Below are 24,694 nucleotides of genomic sequence, written 5' to 3'. Positions count from 1 at the left end.
CGGATCAGAGGGCGCCCTGCGAAGGGGTGCCGGCGGGGATGGGGGCCAGTCGGACGATGCGCGGGGGCTCGGCCAGCAGGCCCTCGAGCGCCGCGTTCATCCGGGCGACGGGCTCGCCCGCGCCGTGGGTGTCGAGATCCTCGGCGGTGGTCCACTTCTCGATCATCACGACGGTGCCGTCGGGCGCGTGGTGGATCGAGTACAGCTCGCAGCCGGGCTCGGTGTGCACCTCGGCGATGCCGGCGCGGAGGGCGTCGACCATCCGGTCGAGGGCTCCCTCGGCGGGGGTGAAGACGACGTGGACGACGACGGGCTCGGTCATGGAGCTTCCTTCCAGAGGCGGTCCGCCCACCGTACCCCGAGGGGGTCAGCCCAGGCCCAGCGCTATCCCGTCGAGGATGTCGTGCGCGGTCGTCGTGACCGTGTCGAGCCCCGGAGACGCCGCCTGCGCCGCGCGCAGCACCTCGCCCCAGATCAGCGCCCCGGCCGCCAGCACGTCCTCGCGACCGCTCCGGACGTACGGCAGCGCCGCCGCCTCGGCGGGCGAGAGCGCGGCGAGCTCGTCGCAGGCGGCGAGCACCTCGGCGATCGGCAGGGTGGCCTCGAGCGCCGCACGGTCGTAGACCTCGAGACGGAGCACGTGCGCCGTGATCGTCAGCACGGTCGCCGCGACTCCGACGACGCTGCGGGCGGCAGCCAGGTCGACGGAGGAGGCGGCCAGCGCGGCCCGCACATCGCCGCGGATCGCCTCCCGCTCGGCCGCCGTCGGCGCGGCGGCCCGCCGGTGCCGCTCGGTCAGCCGGACGCTGCCGACGTCCATCGAGTGCGCCTGCTCGGGCGCTGCGCCGCCGAGGACCAGCTCGGTCGATCCGCCGCCGAGGTCGACGACGAGGACGGGCCGGGCGGAGTCGACGGCCGAGACGGCGCCGCGGAACGAGAGGGCCGCCTCCTCCTCGCCGCTGATCGTCTCGGGGCGGACCCCGATGATCTGCTCGACCTCGTCGAGGAACACGCCGCGGTCGGCGGCGTCGCGGGTCGCCGAGGTCGCGACGAAGCGGAGTCGCTCGGCGCCGGCCTCGCGCGCCAGCCCGGCGTACTCGCGGGTGACGGCGAGGGTGCGCTCGAGCGCCGCCGGGTCGAAGCGGCCGGTGCGGTCGACGCCGTGCCCGAGCCGCACGATCTCGGTGCGCCGCAGCACGTCGACGAGCGCACCGCCCTCGACGTCGGCGATCAGCAGGCGGAGGGAGTTCGTGCCGCAGTCGAACGCGGCGACGCGGGCGGGAGTGGGCATGAGCCCATTCAAGCGCCTGGCGACGGCGACGATAGATTGGCGGGACCGTCGTCGAAGGAGCACCCGTGCACGATCACCACGTCCGCGTCCACCGCAGCGACGAGGAGCTCCCGCGTCACGGGCAGCTCGCCCACGCGCTCGCCGAGGTCGCCGCCGATCCCGTCGAGGTCGATGCCGACGTCGCCGAGATGGTGGTCAACCGCGTCATCGACAACGCCGCCGTGGCCGTCGCCTCCCTGCTCCGCCGCCCCGTCGTGGCCGCCCGGTCGCAGGCCCTCGCGCACCCCGCCTCGATCGGCGGCGACGGCGCGAACGTGGTCGGAGTCGACCCCGCCCGCCGCGTCTCGCCCGAGTGGGCGGCGTGGGCCAACGGAGTCGCGGTGCGCGAGCTCGACTACCACGACACGTTCCTCGCGGCCGAGTACTCGCACCCCGGCGACAACATCCCTCCGCTGATCGCGGTCGCCCAGCACGCCGGAATCGGCGGCGCGCAGCTGCTGCGCGGCATCGTGACCGGCTACGAGGTCCAGGTCGACCTCGTGCGCGCGATCAGCCTGCACCGGCACAAGATCGACCACGTCGCGCACCTCGGCCCCTCGTCCGCCGCGTGCATCGGCACGATGCTGGGCCTCGACGTCGGCACGATCGAGCAGGCGATCGCCCAGGCGCTGCACACCACGACGGCCACGAGGCAGTCGCGCAAGGGCGAGATCTCGAGCTGGAAGGCGTACGCCCCCGCCTTCGCAGGCAAGGCGGCGATCGAGGCCGTCGACCGGGCGATGCGCGGCGAGACCAGCCCCTCGCCGATCTACGAGGGCGAGGACGGCGTGATCGCCTGGCTGCTCGACGGGCCCGAGGGCTCGTACGACGTTCCGCTGCCCGATGCGGGCGAGTCGAAGCGCGCGATCCTCGACACGTACACGAAGGAGCACTCGGCCGAGTACCAGGCGCAGGCGCTGATCGACCTCGCCCGCCGCCTGCACCACGCGCACCCCGAGGCGGCCGACCCCGAGCGCGTCGAGCGGATCGTCATCCACACCTCGCACCACACGCACTACGTGATCGGCTCGGGCGCGAACGACCCGCAGAAGTACGACCCCACCGCCTCGCGCGAGACGCTCGACCACTCGGTGCCCTACATCTTCACCGTGGCGCTCCAGGACGGCGCCTGGCACCACGAGCGCAGCTACGCACCCGAGCGCGCCGCCCGCCCCGACACGGTCGCGCTCTGGCAGCGCACCACGACCGAGGAGGACGCGGAGTGGACGCGCCGCTACCACTCCGTCGACCCCGCCGAGAAGGCGTTCGGCGCGCGCGTCGAGATCGTGCTCACCGACGGCACGACGATCGTCGACGAGATCGCGGTGGCGGATGCGCACCCGCTGGGCGCCCACCCGTTCACGCGAGAGCAGTACATCGCGAAGTTCCGCACCCTCGTCGAGGGCGTCGTCGAGAGCGACGAGATCGAGCGCTTCCTCGCCCTCGCGCAGCGCCTGCCCGAGCTGACCGCGGAGGAGGTCGGGCGCCTCACGGTCGTCGCGGCCCCCGGCGTTCTCGCCTCGGTGGAGTCGCCGCGCGGGCTGTTCTAGCGGACAGCGCGCTCAGAGCAGCGCGTCGGTCAGGTGGTCGGGCGTGCCGAAGCGGTGCGCGGTGATCGAGACGGCCTGCTCGCGGACGAACGGGAGCAGCTCCAGGCGCCCGGACTCGGTCGCGGGACCGGCGTAGACCGCGAGGTCGGGGCGTCCCTCGGTGACCGCGGTGACGGAGGAGGCGGGAGCGCCGAGCAGGCGGACCCGGCCGGAGCCGTGGGCGCGCACCCGCGCCTCCCACGCGGCGGAGTCCTCGACGACGACCGTGGACGCCACGTCGGCGACAGCCGCGGCGAGGCGGGGAGGCAGCGCCGTGTCGCTCGAGACCTGCACCCGTGCCCCAGCGGTGGCCGCAGCGGCGGCGACGGTGGCGAGCGCGCCCAGCGAGCCCGGTGAGGCCAGCCGCACCAGCACCGCGGAGTCGTACGGCCGGTGCCGGAAGACGTTGCGCTCGGCCGAGAGGCCGGTGACGTCGCTGCTCCTCGAGAAGTGCGCGTCCCACGCCGCCGCGATGCTGCGCGCGGCCCGTTCGACCGACTCCGCCTCCGCGACCGGCAGCTCGGCGCGAGCCGCCATGACGAGAGCGGCGGCGCGGGGGCTCGCGGGCGTCGTCGCCGCCGATGCCGCGGGAACCCACGAGCCCAGGGCGAGCAGGTAGTCGGGGCCGCCCGCCTTGGTGCCCGGGCCGACCGCCGACTTCTTCCAGCCGCCGAACGGCTGGCGCTCGACGATCGCGCCGGTGATGCCGCGGTTGACGTAGAGGTTGCCCGCCTCGATCGTCTCGAGCCAGGTGCCGATCTCGGCCGGGTCGAGCGCGTGGAGACCGGAGGTGAGGCCGTAGTCGACGTCGTTCACGACCGCGATGGCGTCCTCCAGCGAGTCCGCGGTCATGATCCCGAGCACCGGTCCGAAGTACTCGGTGCGGTGGAACTCGGAGCCGCGCCGCACGCCGTCGCGGACGCCCGGGCTCCACAGCATCCCCGAGGCGTCGAGCCGGCGCGGCTCGAGCAGCCAGGTCTCGCCCGCGCCGAGCGTGGTCAGCCCGCGCAGCAGCTTGCCCGCGGCCGGCTCGATCACCGGACCCATCCGGGTGGCGGGGTCGGTCGGGGAGCCGACCGTGAGGGAGGCGACCGCGTCGAGCAGCTGCGCGCGGAACCGCTTCGAGCGAGCGACCGAGCCGACGAGCACGACGAGCGAGGCGGCCGAGCACTTCTGGCCGGCGTGGCCGAAGGCGCTCGAGACGACGTCCTTCACCGCGAGGTCGAGATCGGCCGACGGAGTGACGATGATCGCGTTCTTGCCGCTCGTCTCGGCGAGCAGCGGCAGATCGTGGCGGAAGGAGCGGAAGAGCTCTGCCGTCTCGTACGCGCCGGTGAGGATCACGCGATCGACGGAGGGGTGCGCGACCAGGTCGCGGCCGAGCTCCTCCTCGGGAAGGCGGAGCAGCAGCAGCGCCTCGCGCGGGACTCCGGCGGCCCACAGCGCCTCGGCGACGACCGCACCGCAGCGCGCGGTCGGCCCGGCGGGCTTGAGTACCACGGCCGAGCCGGCGGCCAGTGCGGCGAGCACGCCTCCGGCCGGGATCGCGACGGGGAAGTTCCACGGCGGAGCGACGAGCGTGAGCTCGGCGGGAGCGAACCGGGCGCCGTCGAGGTCCTCGAGCTCGCGGGCGCGCTCGGCGTAGTAGTGCGCGAAGTCGATCGCCTCCGACACCTCCGGGTCGCCCTGGTCGATCGTCTTGCCGGCCTCGGCCGCCATCACCTCGAGCAGGTCGGCGCGGCGCGCCTCGAGCTCGTCGCCGGCGCGGTGCAGGATGCGGGCGCGCTCGTCGGCGGGCACGGAGCCCCAGCCGGAGGCGCGGGTCGCGGCGATCCCCGCCTCCAGCTCGTCGCGGGTCGAGATCGTGGCCGCGGTGATCGCGTCGGCCCCGAGCCGCGACGACGGCACGCGCGCCAGGATCTGCGTCGCCCACTCCCGGTTCGCCGCGACGGACGGGTCGGTGTCGGGCGTGCTGCGGAAGTCCCCGAATCCCGGGCGCCCCGACGCGGTGAACCGGTCGGCGACCCGGTGCGCGGGTGGCACCGCCCCGTCGAGCGCGGTGACGGAGGCGCGGAACCGCGACTCCTCCCGCGCGAAGAGCGCCTCGTTCGACTCGAGCTCGAAGACGGCCGACATGAAGTTCTCGCTCGACGCCCCCTCCTCGAGCCGGCGGATGAGGTACGCGATCGCGACGTCGAACTCGGCCGGCGCGACCACCGGCGTGTAGAGCAGGAGCGACCCGACCGTGCGGCGCACCGCCTCCGCCTGGCCCTGCGCCATGCCGAGGAGCATCTCGTACTCGATGCCGTCGCGGACCCCGCGCTCGCCGGCGAGCAGCCACGAGTAGGCGACGTCGAAGAGGTTGTGCCCGGCGACGCCGAGGCGGACGTTGCGGATCCGCTCGGGGTGCAGCGCGTAGTCGACGACGCGCTTGTAGTGGGTGTCCGAGTCCTGCTTCGTGCTCCAGGTGGCGAGCGGCCAGCCGTGCACCGAGGCCTCGACCTGCTCCATCGGCAGGTTCGCGCCCTTGACCAGGCGCACCTTGATGCCGGCGCCGCCGCGGGCGCGACGGGCGGCGCTCCACTCCTGCAGGCGGATCATCGCCGCCAGCGCGTCGGGCAGGTAGGCCTGCAGCACGATGCCGGCCTCGAGGCTCGAGAACTCGGGGCGGTCGAGCAGGCGGGTGAAGACCGCGATCGTGAGGTCGAGGTCCTTGTACTCCTCCATGTCGAGGTTCACGAACTTCTGCGGCGACGCGGCCGCGGCCCGCGCGAACAGCGGAGCGAGCTCGTCGACGATGTCGTCGACCGCCGCGTCGAACGCCCACGGGTTGTGCGGGGCGACTGTCGAGGAGACCTTGATCGAGACGTAGTCGACATCGTCACGGGCGAGGAGGCGGTGGGTGCCCTCGAGGCGGCGCTGCGCCTCCGCCCGGCCGAGCACGGCCTCGCCGAGCAGGTTCATGTTGAGCCGCACGCCCTCGCGGCGGATCTTCGCGATCGCCGGGCCGAGCCGCGAGTCGGTCGCGTCGATGATGAGGTGGCCGACCATCCGCCGCAGCACGCGCCGCGCGATCGGCACGACCACGTCGGGCAGCAGCGGAGCCACCACGCCGCCGAGCGCGACGGCCCCGCGCATCGGGGCGGGGAGGAACGCGGGGACCCCGCCCGCGATCGAGCGGAGCGCCGCGGCGGCGACCCGCGTGTCCTCGGGCCGCACGACTCCGTCGACGAAGCCGACCGTGAAGTCGAGGCCGGACGGGTCCTTCAGCACTCCCGCGAGCTGCGTCCCGGAGGCGTCCACCGGGATCTGCGCGGCCTCGCGCAGCCAGCGGCGCACCAGGGCGACGCTCTCGTCGACCAGTCGCGGGTCGACGGAGTCGGGGGAGGGTCCGGTCGGGCGGGCGGGGGCGGCGAGGTCGGTCACGGGGATCTCCTTCAGGGGCGGTGACCTCAGTATTCGTCCGCTGTACCGTTGAGCAGAAGCGATCGTTCCTTACCGGTACCGGTCAGCTGAAGTGATCGATGGGAGTCTCCGATGCTCGACGTCCGCCGCCTCGTGCTGCTGCGCGAGGTCGCCATCCGCGGCACGCTCGCCGCCGCCGCCGAGGCCCTCGCCTACAGTCCCTCCGCGGTGTCGCAGCAGCTGAGCGTGCTCGAGCGCGAGACCGGCGTCGAGCTGCTGCGCAAGGTCGGGCGGCGGGTGCAGCTCACCCCGCAGGCCGAGATCCTGGTCGAGGCGGCGGGCGAGGTGCTGGCGCTGCTCGAGCGGGCGGAGGCGGCGCTCGCCGCGTCGGGCGAGTCGGTCACGGGCCGCGTCCGGGTCGCGGTCTTCCAGTCGGCCGCGCTCGCGCTGATGCCGGGCGCGCTGCGGGCGATCGCCGAGCGCGCGCCCGAGGTCCGGGTCGAGATGGTGCAGCGCGAACCGGAGGGGGCGCTGCACGAGACGTCGTGGGCGCGCGAGTTCGACCTCGTCGTCGCCGAGCAGTACCCCGGCCACTCGGTGTCGTGGCTGCCGGGCCTGGTGCGCGCCGACCTCACGACCGACGCGATCCGCCTCGCGGTGCGCCACGACTCCGCAGCGCTCTCGTTGGGCGACGTGCGCGACGCCGCCTGGGTGATGGAGCCGCGCGGCACCGCCAGCCGCCACTTCGCCGAGCAGCTCTGCCGCGTCGCCGGCTTCGAGCCCGACGTGCGCTTCGAGACCGCCGACCTGCAGGCGCAGATCCGCCTCGTCGCCTCGGGCAACGCCGTCGCGCTGATGCCCGACCTGGTCTGGGCCGGCGAGACCCCCGACTGCCGCCTGCTCGACCTGCCGGGCCTGCCCCGCCGCACGATCTTCACGGCGCAGCGGGAGGCGGGACTGGCGTCGCCGGCGGTGCGGACCTTCCGCGAGTGCCTGGCCGATGTCGCCGACGCGCACGCCTCGGCCTGACCAGTCAGGCGCTCGCCGCCTCCGGCGCCGGGATCGCCGCGAGCAGCGCCCGCGTGTACGGGTGCTGCGGGTCGTCGAAGATCTGCGCCGGGGTCCCCGACTCGACGATGCGGCCCTTCTGCATGACGTGCACGGTGTGCGAGATCATCCGCACCACCGCGAGGTCGTGGCTGATGAAGAGGTAGCTCACCCCGAGCTCGCGATGCAGGTCGGCGAGCAGCGCGAGGATCTGCTCCTGCACGAGGACGTCGAGGGCCGAGACCGCCTCGTCGAGCACGACCAGCTCGGGCGAGAGCGCGAGGGCGCGGGCGATCGCGACGCGCTGCAGCTGCCCGCCCGAGAGCTGGCGGGGCAGCTTCGCGGCGGTCTCGGGAGGCAGTGCGACCTGCTCGAGGAGCTCCTCCACGCGCGCCCGCCTCGTCGACGGGTCTCCGATGCGGTGCAGGAGGAGCGGCTCCTCGATGGAGCGGAAGACCGTGTACCGCGCGTCGAACGAGCTGTACGGGTTCTGGAAGACCGGCTGCACGTGGCGCCGGAAGTCGGTCAGGTCGGCGCCGCGGAGGTGCGCGACGTTCCGCCCGCGGAACTCGATCGCGCCGGTCGTCGGCTCCTCGAGCCGCAGCACCAGCTTCGCGGTCGTCGACTTGCCCGACCCCGACTCGCCGACGACGGCCACCGTCCGCCCGCGCGGGATGTCGAACGACGACGACTCGACGGCGGTGAAGGGCTTCGCGCGGCCGAGGCCCGAGCGCACCGGGTACTGCTTGCCGACCTCGCGGAGGGTGACGAGGGACGCCTCCGTCTCCCGAGGAGCCTCCGCCACGAGCCGCTCCGAGGTCAGGTTCGGCGCCGCGGCCAGCAGCCGCTGCGTGTACTCGTGTGCCGGGTGGCGGAGGATCTGCGCCGCGTCGCCCTGCTCGACGACCTCGCCGCGGAACAGCACGAGCACGCGGTCGGCGCGCTCGGCCGCGAGCGCGAGGTCGTGGGTGATCAGGATGACGGCCGTCCCCATCTCGGCGGTCAGCTGCTCGAGCTGATCGAGGATGCCGCGCTGCACGGTGACGTCGAGCGCGCTGGTCGGCTCGTCGGCGATGAGCAGGCGCGGCCGGCAGGCGAGGCCGATCGCGATGAGCACGCGCTGGCGCATGCCGCCCGAGAGCTCGTGCGGGTACTGGCGCGCCCGCCGCTCGGGCTCGGGGATGCCGACCATCTCGAGCAGCTCGATCACGCGGGCCCGCGTCTCGGCGCGACCCGCCCGGCCGTGCACGAGCAGTGCCTCGCCGATCTGCGCTCCGATCCGCTGGAGGGGGTTCAGGTTCGACATCGGATCCTGCGGGACGAGACCGATGCCCGCCCCGCGCAGGGCGGTCATCCGCTTCTCGGTCGCCTGCGCCAGATCCTCGCCCTCGAACAGGATCGAGCCCGAGGCGATCCGGCCGTTCTCGGGGAGGAGGCGGTTGATGCTCGCTGCCGTCGTCGACTTGCCCGAGCCCGACTCGCCCACGATCGCGATCGTCTCGCCGGCGTGCAGATCGAGGTCGAGGTGGCGCACGGCCTCGATCTCGCCCGCCGGCGTGCCGAAGGCGATCGTCACATCCCGCAGCGAGAGGAGCGGCTCGGCCACTACAGGGCCTCGGCGGTCTCGAGCTCCCACGACGACTCGATCTCGGCGAGGTCGACGACCTCGCCGAACGACCAGGCGATGCCGAACAGGGCGTAGTGGTTGCGCTCGGCCGTGAACTCGGCGACCGCGTCGCGCACCACGTAGGTGCCGTAGTCGCGCTGGCCGGCGTCGCGGGCGGTCGACTCGACGCAGATGTTGGTCGTCACTCCGCAGATCACGACGTTGCGGATGCCCATGCCGTTCAGCACGGGCTCGAGGCGGGTGCCGTAGAAGGCGCTCGGGCGCGACTTGTCGATCACGATCTCGTCGGGCCGGGCCTCGAGCTCGGGGATCAGCTCGATCTCGTCTGTGCCGGCGCCGAGCGAGTTCGACGCGATCCGCTCGGCCGCCTTCGCTCCCCGGACGGGGCCGAAGTCGACCATGCCGGGCATGTAGACGTAGCGGGTGAAGATCACCGGCACTCCCGCGGCGCGGGCGGCCTTGACCAGGCGCACGGTGCCGGGGATGGCGTCGCGCAGTGGCGTGACGTCGATGCCCGAGCGGCCGAGCGAGTCGTCGTTGTCGAAGAAGGCGCGCTGCATGTCGACGACGATGAGGGCGGTGCTCTCGCGGGGGATGGTGGTCATGTGATTACTCCTGATCAGACGTGGTTTCTCAGTTGAAGACGATCATGCCGTCGGGTCGCGGGGTCCAGTCCAGGCCCTGCGCGACTCCGTACGTGTAGGTGTCGGTGAACAGCGGCGCGTAGTAGGTGTTCTCGTCGACCAGCGCCGAGATCTGCGCGAAGTCGTCGGCGCGGGCGGTCTCGTCGGCCTCACCGGTCTCGTCGGCGAGCAGCTGGTCGATCGCCGGGTCGGAGCTGTAGCCCTGGCCGCCGGTCTTCAGCAGCATCGTGAGCGGCAGGTCCGCGTCCATCACCGACGGCGCGAACGCGTAGAGGTAGAGGCCGGGCAGCGCGGCCGAGAACCAGTTGCCGCTAAAGGTGTTCGCCTCCTGGCCGTCGAGCTCGATCGTCAGGCCGACGTCCTCGAGCTGGCTCGCGATCGCCTGCGCGATCTGGTCGATCTGCGGGAGCCCCGCCGTCGGGTACGAGAGTGTGATCGGGCTGCCGTCGTAGCCGGAGGCGGCGATGAGCTCGCGGGCGGCGTCGGCGTCGGTCTCGGTCGCGGGCAGCGACTCGTCGTAGCCGAACGAGACGGGGGCGATGAGCTGCGCGGTCGGAGTGACGGACCCGTTGAGCAGGTCGTCGCTGATCGCGTCGCGGTCGATCGCCAGGTCGACGGCCTCGCGGACCTCGGGGTCCGAGAGCCACGGCGCGGTCGCGTTGAAGCCGGTGTAGAGCACCCGGTTCGACTCCTGCTCGACGACGTCGACGGTGCCGGAGCCCTCGACCGCGGCGACGTTCGAGGGGCCGAGGAGGGCCAGGTCGAGATCGCCCGACTGCACCGAGTTGGCGCGGGTCGTCTCGTCGGGGACCGGCTGGAAGACGACCTCCTGGTACGCGCCCGCCTCGCCCCAGTAGTCGTCGTTGCGCTCGAGCGTGATCGAGTCGCCGTTCACCCACGAGGCCACGGAGTAGGGGCCCGAGCCGACCGGCGCCTTCGCGAACGCGTCGGCGCCCTCGGCCTCGTAGACGGCCTTCGGCACGATCGGCACCAGGGTCACCTGGCGGTCGAAGGGCGCGAACGGCGTGTTGAGGGTGAAGGTGACCTCGTTCTCGCCGGTCGCGGCCACCGAGTCGATGGCGGTCATGTAGCCGCCGAGGTTCGAGGCGGGGTCGGCCATCGCGGTCTCGTAGGTGAAGACGACGTCCTCCGGGGTGACGGGGCTGCCGTCCTGCCAGGTCGCGTCGTCGCGCAGGGTGAAGACCCAGCTCGTGAGGGAGTCGTCGTGGGTCCACTCCGTCGCCAGGCGCGGCGAGACGGTGCCGTCGGCGTCGACCTGGGCGAGCTGGTCGAACACGTTGTAGAAGATGTTCAGAGCCGGCAGCTGGGTGTCGTAGAGCGGATCGAGCGACGACGGCTCACCGGTGAGGGCGACGGTGATCGACTCGGTGTCGGCGGCCGAGGCGGAGCCGTCGTCGAAGCTCGCGCAGCCGCCGAGGGCGAGGGCGGCGGCGCCGACGAGAGCGACGGCGGCGAGCGTGCGTCGGGGGTGTGCAGGGGTCACGGGAGGGGCCTTTCGGGTGGGGGAGGGGGTCACGGGCGCGGGCGGGCGCCCTGCGAGACGAACTGGACGCCTCCGATGACGAACAGGATCATCAGGGCGGGAAGGAGGGTGAGCGCGGGATCGGTCTGGAGGTACTTCTGGCCCTCGTTGATCATCAGACCGAGGCTCGGAGTGGGCGGCTGGATGCCGAGGCCGAGGAAGCTCAGCGACGACTCGATGGTGATGACCACTCCGATCTCGAACGCGGCGAGGATCAGCACCTGGGGGAGGACGTTGGGCAGCAGGTGCTTGCGGACGATCCACCAGCCCCCGCCCCCCGCGGCCGTGACGGCGCTGACGAAGTCGCGCTCGCGCAGCGACACCGCGAGCGAGCGGGTGACCCGGCCGTAGCCGACCCAGTTGGTGAGACCGAGCAGGGTCACGAGCAGCAGCGGGCTCGAGCCGAGCGCCGCGACGAGCACGATCAGCAGGAGCACGACCGGGATGGCGAGCTGCACGTCACCGACGGCCATCAGGACGCTGTCGAGGCGGCCGCGCCGCCAGCCCGCCACGAGTCCGATGCTCAGCCCGACCAGTGCGCTGATCGCGACCGCGCCGAACGCGACGAGCAGCGACACCCGAGTGGCGACGGCGAGGCGGCTGAGGGTGTCGCGCCCGAGCGCGTCCGTGCCGAGCAGGTGCGCGGGGTCGGTGAACGCCGGGGCGCGACTGCCCGCCAGATCCTGGGAGTAGGGGTCGAAGCCCGGGAGGAACGGCACGACGACCACGACCAGCGCGACGATCGAGAGCATCACGACGGCGATCGCCACCGAGGGCCCCGGGAGCCGAGCGGCCGCGAGCTGCCAGCGCGTGCGCGTCCGGATCGTCTCGGTGGTCACGACAGTCTCACTCTCGGGTCGAGGACCGCGTAGAGCAGATCCACGACCAGGTTGATGACGATGAACAGCAGGGCGATGACGACGACTCCGGCCTGCACGATCGGGTAGTCGCGCTGGGTCACGCCCTGCACGATCAGGCGCCCGAGGCCGGGCCAGTTGAAGACGGTCTCGAGCACCACGAGCCCACCGACGAGGACGCCGAGGTTGATGCCCGCGACGGTGATGATCGGCAGCAGCGCGTTCGGCAGCAGATGCCGGATCACGATCCGCCCGTTCGAGACGCCCTTGGCGCGGGCCGTGCGCACGAAGTCGAGCGAGCGCGTCTCGTCGAAGGAGGCGTTGAAGAGGCGGAGGTAGAGCGCCACCTCGAACGTCGCGATCGTGATCACCGGGATCACGTAGCTCGCGTAGGAGGTGCGGCCGAGCGCGGGCAGGAGGCCGAGGCCGACCGAGAAGACCAGGATCATCAGGATCCCGAACAGGTACGGCGGGACGGCCTGCCGGAGGGTGGCGGCCCAGAGCATCACGGTGCGGAGGCGGCGGTCGCCGGTCACCTCGGCCAGGACGGCGAGGCTCGTGGCGAGGACGAAGCCGATCACGAACGAGGTGATCGCGAGCTCGAGGGTCGCGGGCAGCCGGTCGAGCACGAGGGCGAGCGCGGGCTGCCCCTGCCGGATCGACTCTCCGAGATCGCCGCGGAGGATGTCGGCGAGGAACGCGCCGTACTGCACGATCAGCGGGCGGTCGAGCCCGAGGGCCTGGCGGACGTCGGCGACGTCCTGCGCGGTGGCCTGGTCGGGGAGCATCAGGCGGACGGGATCGCCGGTCATCCGGGCGAGCACGAACGCGAAGGTGAGCACGGCGAGCAGCGTCAGGACCGCCCTGACGGCGCGCCGGCCGAGGAATCGCAGCACGGCCGTCACCTCCTCTCGTGGGCCGGGACGGGTGCCCGGTCGATGAGTCAGGAGCGTAGGAGCCGCGGTGACGCCCGCTGATTGCGGCGGCGTGAAGCTTGGATTGCGCAGCCCTCGATCGCCGCCGTGGCGCGGATCGGGGCGGTGTCCGCCACTCGGCGCGCGTGTCGGCGGAGATCCAGATGCGGCCGCTCCCCCCCCCCCTGCTGGTCGAGTACGCCCGCTGCGCGGGCTGCGGGCTCGATCAGCGAGGATGGGCGGAGGCGGCGGAATCGGGAGGCGGATTCGTGAGTGGGGGTCGCGCAGGAGGCGAATCCGGGGCGGGAAGCGCGTGATCACGCGGATCCGCGGCCCTCGCGAACGGCGCGAGAGCGCCTCCGCCCGACCGTCGTGGATCCCGCCACCGGCGCAATCCGGATTCAACATTCGACTGTCAGGATCGTGCCCGACCCCGCCGTGCTCTTCTGACCGAAAGGACTTCTGCGCCATGAGTCTCGAGACCTACTCGCCCGATCCGCAGCTGCTCCGCCAGGCCTTCTCGCACTTCCCGTCCGGAGTCGCCGCCTTCGCCGCGGAGGTCGACGGGAACCTCGAGGGGATGGTCGCCTCCTCCTTCTCGGTCGGCGTCTCGATGGACCCGCCGCTGGTGATGTTCGCCATCCAGAACTCGTCGACCACCTGGCCGGTGCTGCGCGCGGCGGGTCGTCTCGGCGTCTCGGTGATGGGAGCCGGCCACGACGGCGCGGCGCGGCAGCTCGCCTCCCGCAACAAGGCCGGCCGCTTCGAGGGCCTCGAGATCGAGAAGAGCGAGGCGGGCGCCGTGTTCGTGCACGGGTCGCCGCTCTGGCTCGAGTGCTCGATCTTCCAGGAGATCCCGGCGGGCGACCACCACGTGGTGCTGCTGCAGGTCACGGCCCTGCACAACGACGAGACGATCGAGCCGCTCGTGTTCCACGGCTCGGCGTTCCGCCACCTCCGCTCGGTCGCCTGAGCCCGAGGGCCGGCGGTCAGCCGGTGCTCACGTGCACCGTCTCGCCCTCGAGGACGAACCGGAGCGCGCTGCCCTCCGAGAAGGCGTCGCGCAGCTCGTCGGGCTGCGCGGCGGTGACGATCAGCTGCGCCACTGCGGGGAACGGGCCGGCGGTGCAGCCGCTGTACGACACTCCGCTGTAGGCGAGCCCGCCGTACGCGTCGCCGTCCGACGTGGCCGACTGCAGGACGTAGATGCACGAGCCGCCGTCCTCGCCGCTCGGCTGCTTCAGGACCCTGAGCCCGTGGAAGTCCTCGGAGACCAGGGAGTCGGCCAGGCCGCTGTTCACCCAGCCCGGGACGTCGCCGCTGTTCGTCAGCGTCAGGGTCGCCACCTCCCGCCCCGGCGGGCCCGAGCGATCGGCCACCCAGGCGGTGACGCCGGCGGTCGCTCCGGCGGCGAGCAGCGCGCTGGCGAGGATCGAGGCGGTCCAGAGCAGGGCGATCCGCCGGCGGGGTGCAGGAGGGGGAGCGGAGTCGGCCTCCGGTACTCCGCTCTCCTCCGGCGGTGATGCAGCGGGCTCCTGTCCAGCCGGCCGCTCCTCGTCCGGGCGCTCGCCCGCCTCGAGAGCGCGGAGGCGGGCGAGGGCCTCGGGATCCCGGTCGATGTCGGGGGCTCGGCCGTAGGCCCGCCGTCTCAGCTCGGCGAGCTCGTCCGGTCGCGGTTGGTCCATGCTCCGGATTCTGACAGCGGCGCCACCCGTTGTGGTGCGGGTGGCAGCAGTCCCGAACGCGGAGAACCACCTAAGATCGCCCCGCGCACTGAGAGGACCCGCCGTGCCCTTCGCCGACCAGCTGATCGACTCCGGAACCGCCGACGACCTCGCCGCCGCCGTGGCGCTGGTGTCGCCGCCCGGTGCTCCCGCGCTGGCGGCTGCCGGCGCCCGCCTCGCCGGCCTCGCGCTCCGGGAGCGCGCCGACCTGCTGCGCGACGCCCTGCTCGCGGACGTCCCCGGGAGCTACGCGGATCTGGCGTCGGTCGTCCGCGCGGCGCGCTCGGCGACTCCGACCTTCCGCGGCTGGATGATCTGGCCGGTCACCGCGGCGGTGGCGAGCAGGGGCGTCGCCGACGACTCCTTCGACGACGCGCTGGCGCTGCTGGCGGAGCTGACCGGCCTCCTCACCTCCGAGTTCGCGATCCGCACCCTCCTCCGCCACGACCTCGACCGCGCGCTCGGCACGATCGCGACCTGGACGGCCTCGAGCGACGAGCACGTGCGCCGCCTCGCCTCGGAGGGCACGCGCCCGTACCTGCCGTGGTCGGTGCGCGTCCCCGAGCTGACGGGCCGACCCGGTGTCACCGTGCCGATCCTCGACGGCCTGTACCGCGACGAGTCCGAGTACGTCCGGCGCTCGGTCGCCAACCACCTCAACGACCTCAGCCGCGACGTCCCCGAGCTCGTCACCGCGACGGCCGTGCGCTGGCTCGCGGACCCCGACGAGCACACGGCGCGGGTCGTGCGCCACGGCCTGCGCACCCTGGTCAAGCGCGGCGACCCGGGTGCGCTCGCTCTGCTGGGCTTCGCCTCCGCGGGCGACGCGCTCGAGATCGACGGACCGCACCTCGACCGCGCCGTCGTCGCGATGGGCGAGTCGGTCGAGTTCCGCGCGGGCCTCCGCAACACCGGCGGCGACGACCTGCGCCTGGCCGTCGACTACGTCGTGCACCACCGCAAGGCCAACGGCGGCCAGACGTCGAAGACCTTCAAGCTGACGACCGCCACCGTTCGTCCGGGGGAGACGCTCGAGGTGCGGCGCGCGCACTCGTTCCGGGCGATCACCACGCGGAGGTACTACGCCGGAGCGCACGCGATCGCCCTGCAGATCAACGGCGTCGAGACGGAGCGCGCGGTCTTCGAGCTCGTGGGGTCTGCAATTGGCCCTTTTTTGTGAAAGGGCCGCCATCTTAAGCTCCTAATGAAAGCATATTTAGTTTTCGACGGAGGACCGGGCGCTAGTTGGCAGATAACTGAGAAAACGCGACGGGGTAGCCACTCGCATGCCGTAGCGAGTTCGACGCTGACGAGGTCTCGTGAGAAGCAGAGATCTCCGTGCCCGGGTAATGGCAACATAGAAAGTTCGCAACTCCGCCTCGGCGTCCTCGGCGGTACGTGCTCGAAAATCCGGAATCTGTCCGTCGTTCATGCCGACGATCACGACAGCCTTAAACTCACGACCCTGTGCTTTATGGATGGTGAGAAGTTGCACGCCGCTCAGCGCGGCTCCACGCTGCCGGTGCGAGCAAAAGCGACGGAAGTTACTCCATGTTTGAGCAATTTTGTCGGTGACTGTTGTAAAGTCGAGCCAGGCAGCGCGAAGCTCTGCTGAATCAGCTTCCCAGCCTGCCAACTCAGCGACATCTGCAGATCGAGGAACTTCAATCTCACTTAGGCGCGCGAGCAGTTCCGCAATAGAGTTAGCCTCGAATAATCTCGATACTGAGGCCATCATCTCATTGGGCTGATCGCGAATTGCAACTCTGACCTGTTGGGGCGTTACCAGCTCCTCTTCTGGTACGGCAAGAAGTCTACTTAGGCGCCATCGAGTCGAAACCTGATCTGGTGCCGCACGAAGTGCAATAATCTCTAACACGAGCCGACCGACGGAGCCTTCGAGCCAATCGCCGGAGCTGCTTGACGCAGCATATTTTATCTGACGACCGTCGAGGGCCAACGCTACCTCGCGAAGCGTGGAGGCCGACCTTCCCAGTATCGCAATTTCATCCTCCTTGATCGATGGCGATTCACCAGGAGCAAGCGAATGTTGGGGCAGTCCTTCTCCCAGAAGCGAAGCGACCCAGTCCGCGACGAACGTCCCTTCGGCGGCCTCGTTCTCTAAAGCCTGGAAGCTAAGTGCCCCGGCCGCAGGGTGGGTTCGAGTTGGAGCCAGACGCTGGTCGAGGTCCCGCGCAACGCTATCGCTTAGGGCGCTCAAGACCCGAGCAGAACGAAAATTCTCTTGCAACCTGATCACCTTTGCAGAGTGGTCGGCAACGAAACGCTTGAGTAGGCTCGGGTCGGCGCCGGCAAAGCTCACAATTGATTGCTTGTCGTCTCCGACGAGCACTGCGGCCGGTCCTTCTCCCTCCTGGCCAAGCAAGTCGGTCAGCAGTCGATACTGAGCCGGAGTCAGATTCTGCGCCTCGTCGACGATGATATTCGAGTAGGTGCGATGAATTTGCCGACGCACACTCTTTAGGTCAAGCAATTCGTGTGTCGCATCAAAAAGTGCCGGATAATCGAGACCGGGGAGGCTTGACAGTGCGTTGCGCCAGTTCGCAACGTTCTCGGTCGGTTGGAGGCGCGCGCGGCTCAAATCCACTTCACGTAAAAAAGCAAGGGCGTCCTCGGAAGGGGCGAGTCTTTCACTCGCTAGCCACCTCGCGAGGAGTTCAACGCGATCTTCGTCGCGGACCAGTAGCTCCGGATCGATCGGGAGACCAATTCGGGTTCCGTGCTGCTGCACGAGTGCATGCGCGAAACCGTGTAGTGTCTCGGTGGTTACCAATTCTCCCAGCGAACCCGCGCGCAGCCGAAAACGGTTGCGTAATTCCTCCGCGGCTTTGTTTGTATAGGTTAGAGCGAGAATCCGGCTACTACCATCAGATGACTCCAAGAGGCGTAATACGCGGCGCGCGACGATTTCCGTCTTTCCGCTACCAGCGCCCGCGAGCACAACAATGGCGCCCTCATTCGAGTTGACTGCATGCGCTTGTTCGGCAGTAAGCAGAAAATCGCTTCGATCCTGTGTCAAGATTCGTTCCCTACGCATTCGATGAGCTCTTGAATTGGTGCCGGCCAATCGGAAGTTGAAGGATACAACCGGATCAATTCTTGAGCGAGATATCGGCCGGAACTGCCCTTCGCTTGTTTGAGAACCTCTTTCGTTGACCCTGTCATTCCGGGGCGCACGATATCGCAGGCTCTTCGGCACAAATTTTCGTCGAAGTCAAGCAGCATGTCCTCTATCGCTCCTGCTTTTGGGGTGCCGTCGGCGTTGACTCCGTTAATCCAGATAACGGCAATGTCATAGCTGCCAGCAATTCTGCGGAGAGCATCGACCGCAGATACGCCGGCGTTATCGCTATCGGCGAAGACGATGCACGGCATTCGAGTCATTGCGGCAAACTTTACAATTGCTTTCGCAAGCTCTCCATTTAGACTTCCTGCGTCGACCGATGCGACGCCGTGTGACCGATGCTTGATCGCATGACGGAGTATGACCGGTAAGAAGCCGCGCTCAGTTGCGCCGTCGCCAAGAATGACGGTACTCGCGAATAGCAACTCTCCGAAAGGGCGCTCAACGAGGCGCCTAATCTTTTCCATCTCAGCGGTATGTAAAGCCGGTCGGAATGCGCGATGCGTCGCGGTATTTGAATCAGTCGCCGGACCGAGATCGACGACGTGAATATCATTATCACGAACTTGCATTAGCCGGATAGCCCTCGGCTCTATCGCGGTTACAAGGTGGGCAGAGTGTGTGCTCACAATTTTCTGCCCTCGAAGGTGGTGTAAGAGGTCGGGTAGCTCCATCGATGCCTGCGGATGCAGATGCGCTTCCGGCTCCTCAACGAGAGTGACGGGCATTGCTGAGACCGCGCTTGTATCCTTCCCAAGTCTCCTGTCATACAACACTCCTTGAACTTGCAGTGAGGACAGACTGCGCGACCCCGCGCCATGTAGCCGAATGGGAAGCGGGCCAGACCCTGTATCAAGGTCGATCGAAACGAGTCGACTCAGTTCGTCGAGGTTAGACGGCAGTGGATTGAGCGCGGGCTCTCCGATGCTTCCGACGATTTCATGAAGGCGTCCTAGTTCTTCAGTCACCGATTTGAGAGTCGCGCTTTCGCTTAGAATGCGACTATTCAGCGCCGCGAGGTCGAGCTCGAGTGTGGTCCGAATCTCCTTGGGCACCTCAAGATCCGCGAGAACACGCCGGATATTCGATCCTTGACGACCAAGTTCATCGCGAAGGTCGCGACCTGTGTTGACAAAGTCGACCGCGAAAGCACGCCGTTGTCTAGTTGACATTGTCGTTGCTGCACCGGAGGCGAGCCAGGTCTGATCACCTTCGCTATAGGTTAGGAAGCGCGACTCTGACCTTGCTCCTAACCCCTCTGCCGATCTGGACACTGTCGTCCGCCATCCCAACCGTTCACGTAGAGGGTCTTCCGACAAGGGCTGTATTTGCCCCTCGTAGAGGGCTGTGAACCCAGCGGAGAACTCGTGGTCATCCGATTGCCCGGCTGGCGGCTCCGGCGCGACAATGATGTCGATCTCAGGTTCAGTAGAACTCCCGGCGGTGAAGTCGTCAACTTCTGCCGATCGACCGCCGAGAGCGAGTTGTAGCGCAGACATCACCCGGGACTTCCCCGCATTGTTGCGACCCGCGAGTACGGTGAGGTCTGCTTCTAGCTCAAGCTGCACATTGGTGATTCCGCGAAAGCCTCGTATTATCACGCGTTCGACGTAGAACCCGCGGGGCGCATCAGGCTGAAGTGTGGACACACTGGGAATCTAGCTCCTCCCGGCTCTGCGCAGGTGCAACGAAGGACGCGTGGTGGTCGTCAATACCTTCGGCGCAGGACGTGCGGATTCGCGCGGTGAACGGCACCGGTCGTGCTGGGAGCGACTTGTGTTGCGGTGGGAGGGATGTAAGCAACATGCAGAAGCATCTCCGCTGTCTCTGTTGCACGGACCTTGTGTCACGAAGGGTTCGAATACGGTGACTCATTCCAGGTCGCGCAGCCGCACCGCCGGCAGCAGCGCCAGCGCCGCGAGCGCCACCCCGGCGGCGACGGCCGACAGCGCGAACACCAGCGGCAGCCCGAGCGCGTAGGCCTCCGCCTCCGACGCCCCCGCCCGCGTCAGCACCGCGAGCCGGGCCGACAGCGCCGCGCCGTAGCCGACGAGGCCGACGGTGCCGCCGAGGGTGAAGAAGAACACGATCGCGGCGCTCACCGAGCCCGTGCGGCCGAGCGGGGCGACGGTCTGCGCGGCGAGCACCAGGTTCTGCAGGGTCATGCCGAGGCCGGCGGCCAGCAGCAGCGCGCCTCCCAACGCCAACGGGAGGGGAGCGAGCGGCGCCAGGGCGAGCGCCGCGTTCCCGAGGAGCATCGCCGACGCGGCCAGCAGCAGCACTCCCTTGAGCCTGCCGGTCCGGGTGATGCGGCGGCCTGCGGTCCAGGAGGCGACGACCGCGCCGAGCGCCATGGGCGCGAGCAGCAGGCCGGCCGGGGCGGGGTCGATGCCGAGGCCGATCTGCAGGTACTGCGTGACGAAGACCGAGCCTCCGAACAGGGTGGAGCCGAGCAGCAGGGCGGCCGACGCGCAGACCAGCGTCACCCGGCCGCCGAGGAGCCGCAACGGGATGATCGGCGCGGCGACCCGCAGCTCGACGATCACGAGGGCGATCAGGGCCGCGGCGCCGAACGCGCCGAAGCCCAGCAGGGCGACTCCGAAGGAGCGCTCGCCCAGGAGTGTCAGCGCGATCAGCGCCGCGGGGACACCGGTCGCGATCAGCAGGGCGCCCGCGTAATCGGTCCGGCCGCCGCGTGACGTCAGGGGCAGGCGCACGTGCAGGGAGGCGGTCAGCACCGCGAAGGAGGCGACGGCGAGGGGCAGCGCCACGACGAAGCACCAGCGCCAGCCGAGGGTCTGCACGACCAGGCCGCCGACGATGGGGCCGAGGATCGTCGCCGAGGTCTGCAGCGCCTGCAGCGATCCGTTGACGCGGCCGCGCTCGCGTAGCGGCACGAGCAGGGCGACGGCGGCCATCGAGACGGCGGCGGTGCCTCCGAGGCCGATGCCCTGCAGCGCCCGCGCCGTCAGAAGCACGGCCGTCGACGGGGCGAGCGCGGCGAGCAGCGAACCCGCGATGAAGACCGCGATCGCGCTCTGCAGGATCCGCTTCGGCGCGACCAGGTCGGCGAGGCGACCCCAGAGCGGAGTCGTCGCGGTGTTGCCGAGGATCGTGGCGGCCACCAGCCAGGTCGAGAGGCCGGCGGCTCCCTCGAGGGAGCGCATCACGGTGGGGATGCTGGTCGCGACGATCGTCGCCGAGAGGCCGGCGACGAACTGGGCGATCATCAGGCCCGCGAGCGGCGCGCGCACCTCGCGCGCCAGGGCCGGTGCGGCGACTCCCGCGGTCACGACCCCAGGCCGGCGCCCGCGAGGACGGCCGCGGTGAACTCGCGAGGAGCCCTGGCGGGGAACTGGCCGCTCACCGGCATCTCGACGACGCGGGTGCCGGGCATGTCGGTGAACTCGATCGGGATGTCGAGGGTCATCCGCGCCCACGGCGGGCGCAGCACGGTCAGCTCGACGCCTGCCTCGACGAGCGCGAGGTTGTCGGCCCAGGTCGTCGCGCGGCCGCGGAACACCGCGGGGTAGATCGAGTTGTAGCGCTCGAGGTTGCCGAGGGTGTCGGCGACGCAGCCGATCAGCGCGCGCGGATCGTCGGTGCCGTAGAGGCCGATGTTCTTCTGCCACAGGTACTGCAGCACGGCGCCGTCGGCCGTGACGGGCAGCTCCGGCGCCCAGTTCTCGGCCCAGTACTCGGTCGACTCCTCGTCGGGCTCCTCGAGGGCGTAGAGCACGGCGCGCCGCACGCGGCCGGTGCCGAGGAGCGACACCGCCAGCGCCGTCGCGAGCGAGCTGCCGGTCTTCATGCCGACGGGCACGAACTCGTCCACGCCGAGCGCGTCGAGCGCCTGCACGAGGATCCGCGCGTACTCGGCGAGCGGCTGATCGGCGGGCGCCGAGTCGCTCTGGCCGAAGCCGGGGGTGTCGAACGCGATCGTCGTCGCGTGCGTGCCGAGCGCCTCCAGGACCGGCTCGTAGACGGCGGAGGTGCGGGGCGACTCGTGCAGCAGCACGAGCGCCGGAGTGCCGGTGCCGCTCCTCCGGTAGTGGATCTGACCCCAGTCGGTGTCGACGTATCCGCGCACGGTGGCCCTCCTGGGCATCAGAACTCGAGCAGGTTGTCGCGCAGCTGGTCGAACGAGTACTCGCGTCGCGTGAGTCCGCGGCGCTGCAGCTCGGGGACCAGTCCGTCGCAGATCTCGGCGATGAAGCGGCGGGTGACGCCGCTGGTCGAGATGAGGAAGCCGTCTCCGCCGGCGACGCGCATCATCTCCTCGAGCTGATCGGCGACCGTCTCGGGAGTGCCGGCGATGACCGGGCCGTTGCCGACTCCGCGCGAGACCACGGCCTCGCGGAGCGTCTTCGTGGCGTTGCGCGTGACGAAGTCGCTGAGCTGCTGCGTGCCGTTCGTCTGCAGCTCGAGGGAGCCGAGCGGCACGTCGAGCGGGACCTGCGCGAAGTCGATGTCGGTCGACTTCGCCATCGCGGCGAGGTGCACCTCGATGTTCTCGGCGATGTCGTCGCGGCGCAGGCGCACGCGCTCCTCCGCCTCGGCCTGCGTGGATCCGACGATCGGGCCCACTCCGAAGAGCACCTTGATGTCGTCGGGGTCGCGGCCGAACGAGATCGCCGCCGCGCGGACCTTGTCGCGGTAGGCCTTCATCGACTCGGCCGTGGCGTGGATGGCGACGATGGTGTCGGCGTACTTCGCGGCGAACGCGATGCCGCGGGGCGAGCCTCCGGCCTGCGAGATCACCGGGCGGCCCTGCGGCAGCGGCCCCGTGTTGAGCGGGCCGCGGCTGGAGTAGTGGCTGCCGCGGTAGTCGGCCCGGCGCACCTTCGTGTGATCGGCCCAGTAGCCGGTGTCGGAGTCGGCGACCACGGCGCCCGGCTGCCAGGTGTCCCAGAGTGCGATCGACGCCTTCAGGAAGTCCTCGGCGACGTCGTAGCGCGAGTCGTGCTCGTCCATGCCGTCGAAGCCGTAGTTCTGCAGCGCGCGGTCGGAGGTGCCGGTGACGACGTTCACGCCCATCCGGCCCTTCGAGACCTGGTCGATCGACGCGGTGAGGCGCGCCAGCATGTACGGGTGGTAGGCGAAGGTGCCCGCCGTCGCGATGATCCCGAGCCGCTCCGTCGCCTGCGCCAGGAGGGTCGCGGTGACCATCGGATCCTGCCGCGGGGTCTGGAACGCGTGCTTGAGGTAGAGCTCCATCGAGTCGCCGTAGCGGTCGCCGACGAAGGTGTTGTCCTCGATCAGCACGTAGTCGAAGCGCGCCCGCTCCATCGCCCGCGCGAGGTCGACGAAGATCTCGGCCTGCTGCCACCGCGTGCCGATCGCGCCCGAGAACTCCTGACCCCAGGCGGGCACCGAGGTGCCGTTGAGGAACCAGCCGAGGTGGAACGGGGCGACCATCAGAACGCCGCCAGGTTCGCCTTGAAGGTGGGCTCGTCGTAGGAGGAGCGGATCAGGCCGCGGCGGCGGAGCGCGGGGGCGAGCCCGCTCGCGATCTCGTCGATGTAGCGGCGCGAGTGCGTGCGCACCGGCTCGCCGCGGACGAGGAAGCCGTCCCCTCCGACGAAGTCCACGACCTCCTCCATCTGCTCGGCGACGGAGTCGGGCGTGCCGACCAGCTTCACCGACTCGGACGACTGGCCCATCAGCGCCTCGCGGATCGTCTTGCCGGCGGCCCGCTTCTTGAACGATGCGAGCCCCGACTGGTGGCCGTTGGTCGTGACGTCGTCGGGCAGCGGCTGATCGAGGTCGAACTGCTTGAAGTCGACCTCGGTGGTGATCGACATGATGCCGAGGACCGTCTCGATCTGGTCCTGCGTGAGCTCGTAGCGGCGGCGCGCGAGCTCCTCGGCGTCGGCCTGCGTCTCGCCGAGCACCGGCTGGATGATGTACATCACCTTCACGTCGTCGGGGTTGCGGCCGTGGGCGGCGGCACGGGCGCGGATGTCGTCGCGGTACTCCTTCATCCCCTCCACTCCGCTGGGCTGCGAGAGCAGCACGTTGGAGTGCTTGGCCGCGAAGTCGCGACCGGCGGGGGAGCCGCCCGCCTGGCAGAGCACGGGGTGCCCCTGCGGGCCGGCGGGCAGGTTGAGCGGGCCGCGGACCTTGAAGTACTTCCCCTCGTGGTGGATGGGGTGCACCTTCGTGTGATCGGCGAGGACGCCGGTCTCGCGGTCGGCGACGATCGCGCCGGGCTCCCACGAGTCCCAGAGCGCCTTCACGACGGTGACGTACTCCTCGGCCATCGCGTAGCGCTCGTCGTGGGGGAGCAGGTGGTCGAGACCGTAGTTCTGCCCTGCGAGATCCTCGGAGGAGGTGACGATGTTCCAGCCGACCCGGCCCTTCGTCAGGTGGTCCATCGTGGCCATGGTGCGGGCGAGGATGAACGGCGGGTAGAAGCTGGTCGACATCGTCGCGATGAAGCCCATCTTGGAGGTGTGCTGCGCGAGCACCGGCAGCAGCGGCACGGGGTCGCCCTTGGGCGAGTGCAGCCCGTGCTTGAGGTCGTTCTCGGTCGTGCCGCCGTAGGTGTCGGAGACGAGAGTCGAGTCCTCGAACATCATGAAGTCGAAGCCGGCCCGCTCGAGCTGACGCGCCATGTCGATGTAGTAGTCGCCGTTCAGCCAGGTCGTCGGAGTGTCGGCCGCCCACGGACTCTTCCACGCGGGGGTCTTGAACGGGGTGAACCAGGCGAGATGGAACGGGGTGACCATGGGATCGGGCTCCTTCGGAAGTGTCGCGTGCCTGCGGCGGTGCCGGTGCCGCTGATCTGGAGGCCATTCCACAGGGCGCAGATTTCGCCGGGACCGCGGCGGGGTGCCGATCTGATTGCGCAGTGCCCGGGCGGGGGG

Annotated in this window: 19 protein-coding genes; 4 read left to right on the top strand and 15 right to left on the bottom strand. The window is 70.2% G+C overall.

From position 1 onward, the window contains the following. Positions 1-4: 4 nt before the first annotated feature. Together GRS96_RS00155 and GRS96_RS00150 are read right to left on the bottom strand one after the other, a co-directional pair. A complete protein-coding gene (locus GRS96_RS00155) occupies positions 5-322 on the bottom strand; it encodes a putative quinol monooxygenase (protein WP_159853164.1) in 318 nt (105 codons plus the stop codon). Between the two features lie 45 nt (positions 323-367). Continuing rightward, positions 368-1,291: a Ppx/GppA phosphatase family protein gene (locus GRS96_RS00150; RefSeq protein ID WP_159853163.1), complete on the bottom strand. Its 924-nt coding sequence runs from the start codon at positions 1,289-1,291 to the stop codon at positions 368-370. Between the two features lie 65 nt (positions 1,292-1,356). On the opposite strand from GRS96_RS00150, the gene GRS96_RS00145 reads away from it, so the two are divergent. Then, positions 1,357-2,880: an MmgE/PrpD family protein gene (locus GRS96_RS00145; RefSeq protein ID WP_159987393.1), complete on the top strand. Its 1,524-nt coding sequence runs from the start codon at positions 1,357-1,359 to the stop codon at positions 2,878-2,880. Positions 2,881-2,892: 12 nt separating this feature from the next. Here the strand turns inward: GRS96_RS00145 and GRS96_RS00140 are convergent, their stop codons facing one another. After that, on the bottom strand, positions 2,893-6,345 hold the full coding sequence (locus GRS96_RS00140) for a bifunctional proline dehydrogenase/L-glutamate gamma-semialdehyde dehydrogenase (RefSeq protein ID WP_159987392.1): 3,453 nt from the start codon (positions 6,343-6,345) through the stop codon (positions 2,893-2,895). A gap of 111 nt (positions 6,346-6,456) precedes the next feature. Here GRS96_RS00140 and GRS96_RS00135 point away from each other — a divergent pair, with 111 nt between their 5' ends. Then, on the top strand, positions 6,457-7,353 hold the full coding sequence (locus GRS96_RS00135; protein WP_159987391.1) for a LysR substrate-binding domain-containing protein: 897 nt from the start codon (positions 6,457-6,459) through the stop codon (positions 7,351-7,353). 4 nt (positions 7,354-7,357) lie between these two features. Here GRS96_RS00135 and GRS96_RS00130 read toward each other — a convergent pair whose 3' ends face one another. The 5 genes from GRS96_RS00130 to GRS96_RS00110 are packed head-to-tail and all read right to left on the bottom strand — an operon-like array spanning position 7,358 to position 12,938. Then, positions 7,358-8,977, bottom strand: coding sequence for an ABC transporter ATP-binding protein (locus GRS96_RS00130; protein WP_159987390.1), 1,620 nt, complete (start codon positions 8,975-8,977; stop codon positions 7,358-7,360). Further along, entirely contained in the window at positions 8,977-9,603 is a 627-nt protein-coding gene (locus GRS96_RS00125) for a cysteine hydrolase family protein (protein ID WP_159853154.1), read from the bottom strand. The genes GRS96_RS00130 and GRS96_RS00125 overlap by 1 nt, the downstream gene beginning before the upstream one ends. Before the next feature lie 28 nt (positions 9,604-9,631). Then, complete coding sequence (locus GRS96_RS00120; protein ID WP_159987389.1) at positions 9,632-11,146, bottom strand: ABC transporter substrate-binding protein; 1,515 nt, start codon at positions 11,144-11,146, stop codon at positions 9,632-9,634. A 29-nt stretch (positions 11,147-11,175) separates the two neighbouring features. After that, a complete protein-coding gene (locus GRS96_RS00115) occupies positions 11,176-12,024 on the bottom strand; it encodes an ABC transporter permease (RefSeq protein ID WP_159987388.1) in 849 nt (282 codons plus the stop codon). Next, complete coding sequence (locus GRS96_RS00110) at positions 12,021-12,938, bottom strand: ABC transporter permease (RefSeq protein ID WP_159853148.1); 918 nt, start codon at positions 12,936-12,938, stop codon at positions 12,021-12,023. Before GRS96_RS00110 ends, GRS96_RS00115 begins: the two co-directional genes overlap by 4 nt. Before the next feature lie 487 nt (positions 12,939-13,425). Between GRS96_RS00110 and GRS96_RS00105 the strand changes: the two genes are divergently transcribed. Further along, positions 13,426-13,929, top strand: coding sequence for a flavin reductase family protein (locus tag GRS96_RS00105; protein ID WP_159853146.1), 504 nt, complete (start codon positions 13,426-13,428; stop codon positions 13,927-13,929). Between the two features lie 16 nt (positions 13,930-13,945). Here GRS96_RS00105 and GRS96_RS00100 read toward each other — a convergent pair whose 3' ends face one another. Continuing rightward, complete coding sequence (locus GRS96_RS00100; protein WP_159853144.1) at positions 13,946-14,641, bottom strand: hypothetical protein; 696 nt, start codon at positions 14,639-14,641, stop codon at positions 13,946-13,948. 103 nt (positions 14,642-14,744) lie between these two features. Here GRS96_RS00100 and GRS96_RS00095 point away from each other — a divergent pair, with 103 nt between their 5' ends. Then, positions 14,745-15,860, top strand: coding sequence for a DNA alkylation repair protein (locus GRS96_RS00095; RefSeq protein WP_159987387.1), 1,116 nt, complete (start codon positions 14,745-14,747; stop codon positions 15,858-15,860). A gap of 36 nt (positions 15,861-15,896) precedes the next feature. On the opposite strand, the gene GRS96_RS00090 is transcribed toward GRS96_RS00095, so the two are convergent. The 6 genes from GRS96_RS00090 to GRS96_RS00065 all read right to left on the bottom strand — a co-directional run bounded on the left by GRS96_RS00090 (position 15,897) and on the right by GRS96_RS00065 (position 24,556). Next, positions 15,897-17,720, bottom strand: a complete 1,824-nt coding sequence (locus GRS96_RS00090) for an ATP-dependent helicase (protein ID WP_159987386.1) — start codon at positions 17,718-17,720, stop codon at positions 15,897-15,899. Continuing rightward, a complete protein-coding gene (locus GRS96_RS00085; protein ID WP_159987385.1) occupies positions 17,717-19,474 on the bottom strand; it encodes an ATP-dependent nuclease in 1,758 nt (585 codons plus the stop codon). Before GRS96_RS00085 ends, GRS96_RS00090 begins: the two co-directional genes overlap by 4 nt. Before the next feature lie 222 nt (positions 19,475-19,696). Continuing rightward, positions 19,697-21,118: an MFS transporter gene (locus tag GRS96_RS00080; RefSeq protein WP_159987384.1), complete on the bottom strand. Its 1,422-nt coding sequence runs from the start codon at positions 21,116-21,118 to the stop codon at positions 19,697-19,699. Continuing rightward, on the bottom strand, positions 21,115-21,915 hold the full coding sequence (locus tag GRS96_RS00075; protein ID WP_159853138.1) for an alpha/beta fold hydrolase: 801 nt from the start codon (positions 21,913-21,915) through the stop codon (positions 21,115-21,117). The genes GRS96_RS00080 and GRS96_RS00075 overlap by 4 nt, the downstream gene beginning before the upstream one ends. Before the next feature lie 17 nt (positions 21,916-21,932). Then, positions 21,933-23,243, bottom strand: a complete 1,311-nt coding sequence (locus tag GRS96_RS00070; protein ID WP_159987383.1) for an NtaA/DmoA family FMN-dependent monooxygenase — start codon at positions 23,241-23,243, stop codon at positions 21,933-21,935. Beyond that, positions 23,243-24,556 carry an NtaA/DmoA family FMN-dependent monooxygenase gene (locus tag GRS96_RS00065; protein ID WP_159853134.1) on the bottom strand — a complete coding sequence of 438 codons (1,314 nt, stop codon included), beginning with the start codon at positions 24,554-24,556 and terminating at the stop codon, positions 23,243-23,245. Before GRS96_RS00065 ends, GRS96_RS00070 begins: the two co-directional genes overlap by 1 nt. Positions 24,557-24,694 lie beyond the last annotated feature (138 nt).

This window comes from Rathayibacter sp. VKM Ac-2803 (assembly GCF_009807175.1).
In the GTDB taxonomy this organism is placed as follows: Bacteria; Actinomycetota; Actinomycetes; order Actinomycetales; family Microbacteriaceae; genus Rathayibacter.
The sequence above is the reverse complement of the archived record's forward strand: the minus strand, read 5'-3'. Positions and strand labels throughout refer to the sequence as shown.